Genomic DNA, 12043 nt, shown 5'->3' on the forward strand with positions numbered 1-12043 from the left:
TTACAAGACTTCTTGGCAATTACCTTGACTGGACTTTCACCAGTTAGTATAGTCCAGCTTAGCTGGACGCACGAGCATTTTTTAAGCGAGTAAACATGCACGGGGCATGGGCTTTGCCAATTATCCTTCTATGCCCTGAGCAGGTACTCGCTTAAATTCACCACTTAGATTTATAGGATTCTTTTAACGCGACGAAGCATTGTTACTTTGCAATACCTTAACTTCTCCAGTGCTCAAAAAATATTTAGCTTTGTCTATAGCTATCTTTTCTTCTCTATAGAGTTTACTTAACATTTCACTGCTCAAAAGTTTTTTAACTCCTTCTTCTGCATTTTCCTCTTCAACTCTGGACGCCAAATCACTAATTAATATATTATTGTTTTTTAATCTAACATTATTTATTGCATTTTCCATAGGCTTTATAAAACCATGAAGCTTTTCACCAACTTTAATTTTTTCTACTGCTTCGGCTACTGCACCACACTTTTCATGTGCCATAATTAATATATATCTTGCCCCTAAATGGCTCACTGCAAATTCTACATTTTCTATAACACTTTTATCTACAATATTTCCTGCATTTCTTATTACAAATAATTCACCAAGTTCAACATCGAATATAAATTCTGGTACAACGCGAGAATCGGAACACGTAATTACTACGGCTTTAGGAAATTGACCTTTTTCATATAATTCTCTACGTAGTTTATCATAAGAATCCTTGCTTCTTAATTTATTCATTATAAAGCGCTTATTTCCATTCATAAGACCTTTTTTTATCATTAAAAGCTCATCACTCATATAGCCTCAACGTCCCCCTTTATTCTATATTAATTTATCTATATTATACTAATTTAAAATTTAAAATAAAATATTTTTATCAATATTCTTCTTAAATATATTCACTTATTAAATTTTTACATTATACATAATTAAATGATTAATAGGAAAACTTACTAATAATAGCTTAACTAAAATTAAGGAGTGATGTTTTTTATGAGTGAAACTATAATGGAAAAATCAGAAGGACGAGTAAGCTATCATGATTCCGTAGAAGAAATGGTAAAAAGAATAAGAAAAGACGGAATGTCTAATGTATTCGATAGATATGCTCTTCAAGAAAAAATAAGATGCAAATTTTGTCTTCAAGGTTTAAGTTGTCAGCTTTGTTCAAATGGTCCTTGTAGAATAAGCGAAAAATCTGGTCAGGAAAAAGGAGTTTGTGGAATAGGTCCAGATGCTATGGCCATGAGAAACTTTCTTTTAAAAAATATAATGGGTGCTGGTACATATAGTCATCATGCATATGAAGCCTTTAGAACATTGAAAGAAACTGCGGAGGGAAAAACACCATTTAAAATAACTGATGTGAATAAGCTTAAATGGATGTGTGAAAAAGTTGGTATAAACACCAATCAGGAAATAAACGACATGGCAATAGAACTTGCGGTACTACTTGAGGATCAGCAGAGAATTGGAATTGAAAAAGATAACATAATGGTAGAGGCTTTTGCCCCAACAAAAAGAAAAGAGGCTTGGAAAAAGCTAAGTATATATCCTGCTGGAACTGTACATGAAGAGCAAAACTGCGTTGCAAGCTGCCTTACAAATGTAGATGGAAGTCATGTATCCTTAGCTATGAAAGCTCTTAGGCTTGGAATTGCCACCATATATAACACTCAAATCGGTCTTGAAATGGTTCAAGATATACTTTTTGGAACTCCAACCCCTCATGAAGTAAATATGGATTTAGGAATTATGGATCCAGAATACGTAAATATAGTATTTAACGGACATCAACCTTGGGTTGGCGTTGCTACACTATTAAAAGCAAAAACCAGTGAAATTCAAGAAAAGGCAAAAAAAGCTGGAGCAAAAGGACTTAGAATTGTAGGTTCAATAGAAACAGGTCAAGAACTTCTTCAAAGATTTCCTGTTGATGATGTCTTCGTAGGTCACATGGGAAATTGGCTTGCTATAGAACCGCTGCTAGCAACAGGAACAGTAGATGTCTTTGCAATGGAAGAAAACTGCTCACCTCCTGCCATCGATATGTATGCTGAAAAATATCAAGTCACTTTGGTTTCTATAAGTACCATAATCGATTTACCTGGAATTAAATATAAATTTCCATATAATCCATCTGAAGTTGATTCTACTGCAGATAAATTAATTGAGCTTGGAATACAAAATTTCAAAAAGAGAAAAGAAAGAAATATAGAAGCTGTAGTTCCTAAAAAAATTCAAAAAGCTTTAGCTGGTTTCTCAACAGAAGCAGTACTTGGAGCACTTGGAAATAAGCTTGACCCATTAGTAGATGTAATAGCAAAAGGAAAAATCAAAGGAGTCGTGGCTCTTGCAAACTGCTCAACCTTAAGAAATGGTCCTCAAGATTGGGTAACAGTAAACCTCACAAAAGAGCTTATAAAAAAGGATATTTTAGTGGTAGCTGGTGGCTGCGGAAATCATGCTCTTGAAGTTGCTGGTCTTTGCACATTGGAAGCTGCAAATACCATGGCAGGAGAAGGTTTAAAGGAAATATGTAATGCTCTTAAAATCCCACCAGTATTAAGCTTTGGAACCTGCACAGATACAGGAAGGATTTCTATGCTTGTTACTGCTCTTGCTGAACATTTAAATGTTGATGTACCGGATCTTCCTATAGCTGTTACAGCGCCAGAATGGATGGAACAAAAAGCTACTATAGATGGAATTTTTGCTCTTGCTTACGGAACATATACTCATCTTTCTCCTACTCCATTTATGACTGGAGCTCCTGAACTCGTTGATCTTTTAACTAAGAAAGCAGAAGATGTTACGGGTGGAAAAATAGCTTTGGGAGATGATCCTGCAGAAGTAGCTAATAACATTGAAGCTCACATTATGGAAAAACGAAAGAAGTTAGGCTTAAGCTAAATTTATATATAACACAATTTTTAAGGAGGAAACAAATTATGGCAAAAAAATTAAAAACTATGGATGGAAATGAAGCAGCTGCCTATGCTTCATATGCTTTTACAGATGTTGCAGCTATTTATCCTATAACACCATCCACTCCAATGGCCGAACTTGTAGATAACTGGTCATCTCATGGTAGAAAAAATATATTTGGTCAGCCAGTTAAAATTGTTGAAATGCAATCAGAAGCTGGTGCTGCTGGAACAGTTCATGGTTCTCTTGCAGCAGGTGCACTTACAACCACCTATACCGCTTCTCAAGGTCTTCTTCTCATGATACCTAATATGTATAAAATGGCAGGAGAATTACTTCCAGGAGTATTTCATGTAAGTGCTCGTGCTCTAGCAACTCATGCTCTATCAATTTTTGGTGATCATCAAGATGTTATGGCGGCAAGACAAACAGGTTTTGCACTTTTAGCATCTTCAAGTGTTCAAGAAGTCATGGATTTAGCAACTGTAGCCCATTTATCGGCTATTAAGGCTAATATGCCATTTTTACACTTTTTCGATGGATTTAGAACCTCACATGAATATCAAAAAATTGAAATGATTGACTATGAAGATGTTGCGAAGCTAGTAGATTACGAGGCAATACAAAGATTTAGGAATAGATCACTTAATCCAGAACATCCAACTGTTAGAGGAACTGCTCAAAATCCTGATATTTATTTTCAACAAAGAGAAGGCTCAAATAGATTTTATGACGCTATTCCAAACATTGTAGAAAGTTATATGAGAGAAATAGAAAAAATCACTGGAAGAATATATCATCCATTTGATTATTATGGTGATCCTAACGCAGAAGAAGTTATAGTAGCTATGGGATCTGTTTGTGATACTGTAGAAGAAACCGTAGACTATCTAAGAGGAAAAGGAGAAAAAGTTGGAGTTCTTAAAGTTCATTTATACAGACCATTTTCTCCTGATTACTTCTTTAAATATCTTCCTACTACTGTCAAGAAAATTGCAGTATTGGATAGAACAAAAGAACCAGGTTCTGTTGGTGAACCTCTTTACTTAGACGTAGTAAATTTATTTTATAACAATCCAAACAAACCTATTATAGTTGGTGGAAGATACGGTTTAGGTTCAAAAGATACAACACCATCGCAAATATTAGCAGTATTTAAAAATCTTAAAAGTGTTAATCCTAAAAATAGATTCACAATTGGAATAGTTGATGATGTTACAAATACATCTCTACCAGAAGAAACAGTAATAGATACTTCACCTCAAGGAACAAAGAGATGTAAATTTTATGGCTTGGGTTCTGACGGTACAGTTGGAGCCAACAAAAGTGCTGTTAAAATAATAGGTGATAACACAAATTTATATTGTCAGGCTTATTTTTCATATGACAGTAAAAAATCAGGTGGAAGCACCGTATCTCACTTAAGATTTGGAGATAAACTTATAAAATCACCTTACTTAATTTACGAAGCAGATTACATTGCTTGTCACAATAAGTCTTTTATATATAATATAAACGTATTGAAAGGCTTAAAGAACGGAGGAACCTTTGTATTAAACTGTCCTTGGAATGATCAACAATTAGAAGAAAAACTTCCTGCATCTATGAAGAAATATATAGCTGAAAACAACATTCAATTTTATACAATAGATGCAATTTCAATATCTCAGCAGGTAGGTTTAGGTTCCAGAATAAACATGGTAATGCAGTCCTTATTTTTCAAACTCGCAAATATAATTCCAGTGGATAAAGCAGTTCAATACTTAAAAGATTCAGTTGAATATACTTATGGCAGAAAAGGTGCAAATATAGTAAATGCTAATAAGGCTGCTATAGATGCAGGTGTAAATGCTGCTCATAAGGTTACAGTTCCAGAAGCTTGGAAAAATGCTAAGGATGAACATAAACAGGTTAAAGACCTTCCTGACTTTATTAAGAGAATTGAAAGACCAATGGCAAGACATGAAGGTGATGAGCTTCCTGTTAGTGCCTTTAATGGAATGGAAGATGGAAGATTTCCTCTTGGAGTAACAGCCTATGAAAAACGTGGTATTGCAGTTACTGTTCCTGAATGGCAAATTGATAAGTGTATTCAATGTAATCAATGTGCATTTGTCTGTCCCCACTCTGTAATTAGAGCTTGTCTTTTAAATGATGATGAAAAAGAAAAAGCTCCAGAAAAGTTTATGACCAAAAAACCCGTTGGTAAAGAATTTACTGCATATCACTATCGTATTCAAATAAGTCCTCTTGACTGTACTGGCTGCGGAAACTGTGCTGACATATGTCCAGCTCCAGGCAAAGCTTTAATAATGAAACCAGCTCAAGAAGAAATTGAGGAACAATCAGAAAATTTTGAATATGCATTAAAACTAACTCCTAAAGAAGGAATAATGAGTCTTCACACTGTAAAGGGAAGTCAATTTGCTAGACCTCTCCTAGAATTTAATGGTGCTTGCCCTGGATGCGGTGAAACTCCTTATATAAAACTTTTAACACAGCTTTATGGAGACAGAATGATGATAGCTAATGCTACAGGTTGTTCATCAATTTGGGGAGGTAGTGCACCTGCAATTGCTTATACCACAAATAACTGCGGCAAAGGTCCTTCTTGGGGAAACTCACTCTTTGAAGATAACGCTGAGTATGGCTATGGAATGTTCTTAGCTGTAAAACAAATGAGAGAAAGACTTGCTGAATTAATGACTCAAGGATTAAATGCAGCTGATATTAATCCCCAGCTTAAAGAATCCTTTAAAGAATGGTTAGATGGCTTTGATGATGCAGATACATCGAAAAAGGCTTCTGCAAGAATCTTAGAATTACTTCAAAAAGAAAATTATGCTCAAAATAATATCTTAAATGAAATATTTATGAAAAAAGACTATTTAGTTAAAAAGTCTCACTGGCTGATTGGTGGTGACGGCTGGGCATATGATATAGGCTTTGGAGGATTAGATCAGGTTCTTTCCTTAGGTGATGATGTAAATATATTTGTTATGGATACAGAAATATATTCAAATACAGGAGGTCAATCTTCAAAATCAACTCCTACTGGTGCCGTTGCAAAATTTGCTTCAGCTGGCAAAAAGACCAGAAAGAAAGATCTAGGTTTAATGGCTATGACCTATGGAAATGTCTATGTAACCCAAATATCTTTAGGAGCAAATATGAACCACGCTGTTAAAGCTATTACAGAAGCAGAAGCTTACAAAGGTCCATCTCTAGTAATTGCCTATGCACCTTGCATAAGTCATGGTATCAAAACAGGTATGGGAACTAGCATATCTGAAGAAAAAAAGGCAGTTGAAGCTGGATATTGGCATTTGTATAGATATAATCCTCTGTTAAAGCAAGAAGGCAAAAACCCATTTGTACTTGATTCTAAAGAACCTGCTGCTTCTTATACAGATTTTATTAATGGAGAAATTCGTTATTCTTCACTCAAAAATACTTTTCCTGAAGCAGCTGAGGAAGCCTTCAAAAATTCTGAAATTAATGCTCATGAAAGATACAACTTGTACAAAAAGTTATCTGAAATAAAATAACAGTAAATTATATAAAAAGAAAGTGCTGCATTAGGAATTATTCAATTCACTAATACAACACCTTCTTTTTATAAGCATTATTTTTCATTAGAATCTACATATTCCTTGGCGTTTTTCATATCAAATTCACTTGGCACAGATACCTTAGAAATTGGCTTTAATTTTTCAATATTGGCCCACGCTGCGGTATCATGTTTTTCAATTGGCATTTCCATAAAACTATCCTTTAATCTATCTCCTTCCATATCCATTCCTCCCTTCACGTATATTATTTTCATTTTGGGGTGAATGTATTAACATTTTATAAAATTAAAAACAATAATTTTCTGTAAAGGTTTAAATAAATGAAAATATGTTAAGAAATACTAAAAAGTGTTATGTCAATAAAGTAAATATCTATTTATAATTTACTTTATGAGGGAAATTATGGTTATATACTGTAATTTAACTGTACTATATATAAAACGAAATGGGGGAATAATATGAATAAGAGAAAATTTATCTCTTTAGCTGTAGTTTTCACATTTATATTTACAACTATTAATCCAAGTGTAAACACCGTAGTTAAAGCTACAGACAACACACCAACAATAATTTACAATAATGATTTTGAAAATGCTTCAAATCTACCTTCAGGAAAAACCGCATCAGATCTTTCAAAAAATGTAAACGATAGCACAGCATTAAGATATGATGTTAAGTTTGACCCTAACTCAACCTGGGATGAGAAAGCTGAAATGGATTTAAACTATGAATATTCAAAGCCTATTAATTCTGGAGCTAAATTGCAAATTGATTTAATACTTCCAGCAAACAGCGCTTATACTGGTTCAATTAAAGTTGTAGGTGTAACTAAAATGGGTTCTGGCTGGACCTGGACTCAAAGTAATACTATACCAGAAGTAAAAGCAAGTGATTTTACTCAAAGTAATGGTTATTTAGTTAAAACCGCAGAAATTCCTTTTGGAGATGAAATTACCACTAATACAGGCTTACATCAAATAATCTTTAAACTTGCAGGATATAAGTGTAATTATAATGGAAAAGTTTATATAGATAATGTAAAATTAATTGATGGAGCAGAAAGCAGTCAAGATAATAAATACGTAGATAAAACAGTTCAGCCTATTAAACAAACAAAGGTTAACCCTAGTTTATTAAACATTCCTTCAGAAGTTAATTTAGTAGATGGAAATGCTATAAATCAAACTGCTTCACTTTATGCTTACTTAAAAGGTATTGGTACTTCAAATTATGTTATATATGGTCATCAAAACGACACTCACCATAAAGCATTTTTAACAAACAGTGGGACTAATTCTGATACAAAAGATATAACAGGTTCCATTGCTGGAGTTTGTGGCATAGATGGTCTTTCTCTTACCGGTTCAGAACTTTCACTTCCTCAGGGACAAACTGATTTAGTTACCGCCGCTGCAAACGTTTCAATAAATGCAGCAAAAGAGGGTTCCATTGTAAGCTTATCTGCACATATGCCTAATTTTGATTTAGTTGCAAAAAAAGGTTTAGTTAATGGTAATTATGATTATTCTGGATATACACCAGATATAACTAGTGGCAATGTAGTTCAAAGAATTATGCCTGGTGGAGATTTAAATAAAGTTTATGCAGGATATCTTGACTTAATTGCAAATTACGGTAGCAAGCTTCAAGATCAAGGTATTCCAGTTTTATTTAGACCTTTCCACGAAAACAATGGAAGCTGGTTCTGGTGGGGTGCTGCTTATTGTGACTCTGCAGCCTACAAAAATTTATATAAATATACTGTAGATTATTTACGTGATGTAAAAAATATTCACAACTTCCTGTATGTATATTCTCCAGGTGGCCCTTTTGAAAGCGAGGATGCTTACTTAGACCGTTATCCTGGTGACAATTATGTAGATATTCTTGGTTTTGATATGTATGATGACAATCCTGCAGCAGGCGATAATACATGGTTAAATTCATTTAAAAACACTATGAATGTAGTAGACAATATAGCTAAAGCTCATAATAAGCTTTCAGCTGTTACAGAAGTTGGAATACGCGATACTCCATCTATGAATGGAATGAAAGTTTCAGGCAACTCGACACCTGATTGGTTTAATGACATACTTAATGCAGTGTCTGGAACTAATATGTCTTATTTCATGACTTGGGCAAACTTTAGTGAGCAAAATTTTTATGAGCCTTATATGGTAAGTTCTACCAAGGGGCAAGAGATGGTTAACAACTTCATTAACTTCTATAACAACGAAGATTCTGTATTTGCTGATGGCATAGGCGATTACAGTAAAATATCTGTAACAAGTGCAAAACCTAGTACAACAGGTTTTATTACCTCGCCAGCTTCTGGTTCAAGAATACTTAATCCTACAACTTTAACCGCCAATATTAAAAATAGTGATAGCAGTAACGTAAGTTTTGTAATAAAAGATGGTGATGGAAATTTAAAAGGTACCATACAGGCGCAAAAATCTGATAATAGTACGTATACCGGAGAGCTTACACAGGATATTCTAAAAAACATAGCTCCAACTTATGGTTCTATTGAATTAAATATCGATGGTAAGCAGTACGATAAAATTAATGCATTAATTAATATACCAGAACAAGCCACAGATCCAGCACAAGTGGATAACTTTGAATCCTATTATGGAAATGATGCATTACTCCAAACAAATTGGACATCTAATGTTGGTCCAGGCTGCAGTATATCTCCTTCACTAACTAAGGATCCTTTGCAGCACAATAGCGGAAGTTATGGTCTTGCTTTTAACTATAATATCACTGGAACATCATCGTCAGAAGGTTGGGCTGGTATCACTAAAAAAGAAAATGTTGATTGGTCTAATTATGATGCTCTACAGTTATGGATTAAACCAGATGGAAAAGGTCAAAAATTAGTAGTTCAAATCACTTCAAATGGAGAAGATTTTGAAGTATACCTTCCTGAATTTGCAGCTACTACAGAGCCTAAACTTTTAACTTTACCATTTAGTAAATTCGTAGGAAAAAATAATGGTAAATTTGATCCTTCAAAAATAACCAAAGTAGGTTTATGGTGTAATACTATAGTACCTCAAGGCAGTAAAGATATTACTGTAAACTCTACAATGTATTTTGATGATATTAAAGCTGTAAATACAAAAGCACCTTCAAATGGGCAAGGATCACAGACTGGAAACTCTACTAGCACAAATACAAGCGGAAGTCAAAATGGAAATACAGCTGCCAATCAAGCAAGTACTACTAAAAATTCGTCAACTCAAGCTTCTAAAGTAGCTACATTACCACAAACAGGTTCAGCTATAGATGGATTTGTACTTGTTATATTAGGAACAATTTTAACCTTAATAGGTGCGGCATTTGTTGTTTTCTCAAAAAGAAAAGCCTTTATCAAAAAGTAATTTTCTAAAAAATTAAGGACAGTAAATAGAATAATACTATTTACTGTCCCTTTCTTTCATTTATAACCTCCTCGGACTTAACTGCATTTTTACTCCTCAATTTCTTACATACCTAACTTCATTCAACTTTTTTCCAATATTAATTTTATTAACTGTTCCATCAAACTTAAATCCAACTTTTTCATAGAACCCTCTGGCACTTAAATTTTCCTCAAGCACCCATAATGTAATTTTCTTATAGTTTCTTTTTTCAAGTTCAGCTAGTCCCCAATTTATTAGTTTAGTTCCTAGCCCTCTATCCCAATATTCTGGCAGCAAGTACAATCCACATATCTCACCATAAGAACCATCTTTATCCTTATCCCTACACTTTCCAATGCATATAAACCCAGCTGGCTTATTGTCTTCAAATATTATTGCATCCTCTTCAAGTTCTTCTGACAATGCCTTTTTAAAATATTTTTCTCTTTTTTCAGCAGTAATATTATCTAATATCTTATCTGGTATTATACTTTTATATGCAGCCTTCCAGGAACTAGAATGAATCTCACCCAAAGCCTTTGCATCACCTACGTTAGCATAACGAATCTTATACATAAAAAACCACCCCTATAAAATTACTAATCTACGCTTCTTCATACTTGTCAGTAATATACCACACATTATTTACTTTTTTAACCGTAAATTTTATAGGTACATTCCATGAACCACCAACTTCTTTATTTTCCGAATCTTTTATTTTTACAGAATATGTCATTTGTACATACACTGTATTAAATATTTTACTTTGTGAATTTTCCTTAAGTTTAAAATCCACCTTAAAAGGTTCTTTGTATTTTTTATCATTTACCGCATAGACCTTATACACATTTATATGATTAAATACCTTTTCTGATATATGTTTCGACAATTCATTAGAATATTCCTTATCCGTAGTAAAGGCTTCTTGTACTACATTGTAAATATCAACATACTTATTGTCCTTTCCGCAAGCCATAAATAGAATTATGCATATTACACATAAAATTAAGTAAATCTTTTTATCCTTTTTTATAATTATGTTAATCACACCTTTCATCTATATTTTGTTATTTTCATTATATACTTTTAAGCAATGCTAAAAATCACAAAACTATAAAAAACTATTTACATTTTTCCAAAAGTGATATACAATTAAGTAAAAATGAACGGAGGTTCACAAATGCAATATTTAAAAGATGAAGTAAGAGAAAAAATACTTTCATCAGCTTTGATAGAATTTAAAAATAATGGATATTTAGATGCATCAATGAGAAATATTGCATCAAAATCAGGAATAGCTTTAGGAAGTACATATAGATACTTCAAAAACAAAGAAGAGCTTTTTAATACATTAATAGAACCTGTATATAATAAACTTCTTCTATATGTTGTTAAAATACAAGTGCAGATAAATAATTGTACAAATGAAAACTGCCCTGAAATTGCAAAATACATAACAGAGATATTAAATAATATAACATCCTTCGTAAAAGAATCAAATAATGAACTACTCATTATATTCAATAAAAGTAAAGGTTCAAAATTTGAAAACTTTAAAAAAGAATTAATATCTTTAGTTAACGATATATTTATTAAATATCCAACAGCAGAAACAACAGATGAAAATACAAAAATAATAGTTTATACAGTATCACATGATTTAATTGAAGGAATTTCTTTTATATTAGAGCAGGACTATGATGGAGACAAAATAAAGATTCTAATTAATAAACTTTTGTATTTTTATATTACAGATATGAATAGACTATTTAGCCCTAAAGTTTAATATAAGGTTTTACAATATATATCATTATAGATAGACACCTGAAAATTTAAAATGATGGATGTTATAATTTTACAAGTAATATTTTGTATGATTTAATCAGTTGACAATGGACAGAGAACAATTGACAGTTAAGGATGATTTACATTTTGCTTTGCTCACGTAAATCTTAAAACTTAATAATGTCAGCTGCACTGAATACTATATTTTATGCCATGCGCAAACATTAAATTTAAGATTTTTCGAAGCGATAACGGAGAAAAATCATCCTTCACTGTCCTCTGTCAATTGTACTCTGTGCTCTAAGTCAAATCTTAGTTTGTCAGAATAAACTTGGAATTTGTAGT

At 32.8% G+C, this 12043-nt stretch carries 8 protein-coding genes; 4 read left to right on the plus strand and 4 right to left on the minus strand.

All coding sequences use genetic code 11. The annotated features are described in order from the left end of the window. Positions 1 to 183: 183 nt before the first annotated feature. Entirely contained in the window at positions 184 to 801 is a 618-nt protein-coding gene (locus LQK79_RS05250; RefSeq protein WP_053241688.1) for a carbonic anhydrase, read from the minus strand. Between the two features lie 195 nt (positions 802 to 996). Here LQK79_RS05250 and cooS point away from each other — a divergent pair, with 195 nt between their 5' ends. Together cooS and nifJ are read left to right on the plus strand one after the other, a co-directional pair. Further along, positions 997 to 2916 carry an anaerobic carbon-monoxide dehydrogenase catalytic subunit gene (cooS, locus tag LQK79_RS05255; protein WP_053241687.1) on the plus strand — a complete coding sequence of 640 codons (1920 nt, stop codon included), beginning with the start codon at positions 997 to 999 and terminating at the stop codon, positions 2914 to 2916. A 38-nt stretch (positions 2917 to 2954) separates the two neighbouring features. Next, positions 2955 to 6479 carry a pyruvate:ferredoxin (flavodoxin) oxidoreductase gene (nifJ, locus tag LQK79_RS05260; RefSeq protein ID WP_053241686.1) on the plus strand — a complete coding sequence of 1175 codons (3525 nt, stop codon included), beginning with the start codon at positions 2955 to 2957 and terminating at the stop codon, positions 6477 to 6479. Positions 6480 to 6556: 77 nt separating this feature from the next. Here the strand turns inward: nifJ and LQK79_RS05265 are convergent, their stop codons facing one another. Next, the gene (locus tag LQK79_RS05265; protein ID WP_084756906.1) at positions 6557 to 6724 is read right to left on the minus strand and encodes a CDIF630_02480 family spore surface protein; all 168 of its coding nucleotides are present in this window, start codon (positions 6722 to 6724) and stop codon (positions 6557 to 6559) included. A gap of 237 nt (positions 6725 to 6961) precedes the next feature. Here LQK79_RS05265 and LQK79_RS05270 point away from each other — a divergent pair, with 237 nt between their 5' ends. Further along, positions 6962 to 9892, plus strand: a complete 2931-nt coding sequence (locus LQK79_RS05270; RefSeq protein ID WP_231015790.1) for a CIA30 family protein — start codon at positions 6962 to 6964, stop codon at positions 9890 to 9892. 96 nt (positions 9893 to 9988) lie between these two features. Here LQK79_RS05270 and LQK79_RS05275 read toward each other — a convergent pair whose 3' ends face one another. Together LQK79_RS05275 and LQK79_RS05280 are read right to left on the minus strand one after the other, a co-directional pair. Further along, positions 9989 to 10489 carry a GNAT family N-acetyltransferase gene (locus LQK79_RS05275; RefSeq protein WP_231015791.1) on the minus strand — a complete coding sequence of 167 codons (501 nt, stop codon included), beginning with the start codon at positions 10487 to 10489 and terminating at the stop codon, positions 9989 to 9991. 28 nt (positions 10490 to 10517) lie between these two features. Beyond that, the gene (locus tag LQK79_RS05280) at positions 10518 to 10970 is read right to left on the minus strand and encodes a hypothetical protein (protein ID WP_231015792.1); all 453 of its coding nucleotides are present in this window, start codon (positions 10968 to 10970) and stop codon (positions 10518 to 10520) included. Positions 10971 to 11093: 123 nt separating this feature from the next. Here LQK79_RS05280 and LQK79_RS05285 point away from each other — a divergent pair, with 123 nt between their 5' ends. Beyond that, the gene (locus LQK79_RS05285; protein WP_053241683.1) at positions 11094 to 11699 is read left to right on the plus strand and encodes a TetR/AcrR family transcriptional regulator; all 606 of its coding nucleotides are present in this window, start codon (positions 11094 to 11096) and stop codon (positions 11697 to 11699) included. The last annotated feature ends 344 nt before the right edge of the window (positions 11700 to 12043 follow it).

The organism is Clostridium guangxiense (genome assembly GCF_021043395.1).
GTDB lineage: Bacteria > Bacillota > Clostridia > Clostridiales > Clostridiaceae > Clostridium_S > Clostridium_S guangxiense.

Excerpts from the sequence above, each read along its gene's own strand:
- LQK79_RS05275 (WP_231015791.1), bottom strand. The coding sequence starts at position 10,489 with ATGTATAAGATTCGTTATGCTAACGTAGGTGATGCAAAGGCTTTGGGT.
- LQK79_RS05265 (WP_084756906.1), bottom strand. The coding sequence starts at position 6,724 with ATGGAAGGAGATAGATTAAAGGATAGTTTTATGGAAATGCCAATTGAA.
- LQK79_RS05250 (WP_053241688.1), bottom strand. The coding sequence starts at position 801 with ATGAGTGATGAGCTTTTAATGATAAAAAAAGGTCTTATGAATGGAAAT.
- LQK79_RS05285 (WP_053241683.1), top strand. The coding sequence starts at position 11,094 with ATGCAATATTTAAAAGATGAAGTAAGAGAAAAAATACTTTCATCAGCT.
- LQK79_RS05270 (WP_231015790.1), top strand. The coding sequence starts at position 6,962 with ATGAATAAGAGAAAATTTATCTCTTTAGCTGTAGTTTTCACATTTATA.
- cooS (WP_053241687.1), top strand. The coding sequence starts at position 997 with ATGAGTGAAACTATAATGGAAAAATCAGAAGGACGAGTAAGCTATCAT.
- nifJ (WP_053241686.1), top strand. The coding sequence starts at position 2,955 with ATGGCAAAAAAATTAAAAACTATGGATGGAAATGAAGCAGCTGCCTAT.
- LQK79_RS05280 (WP_231015792.1), bottom strand. The coding sequence starts at position 10,970 with ATGAAAGGTGTGATTAACATAATTATAAAAAAGGATAAAAAGATTTAC.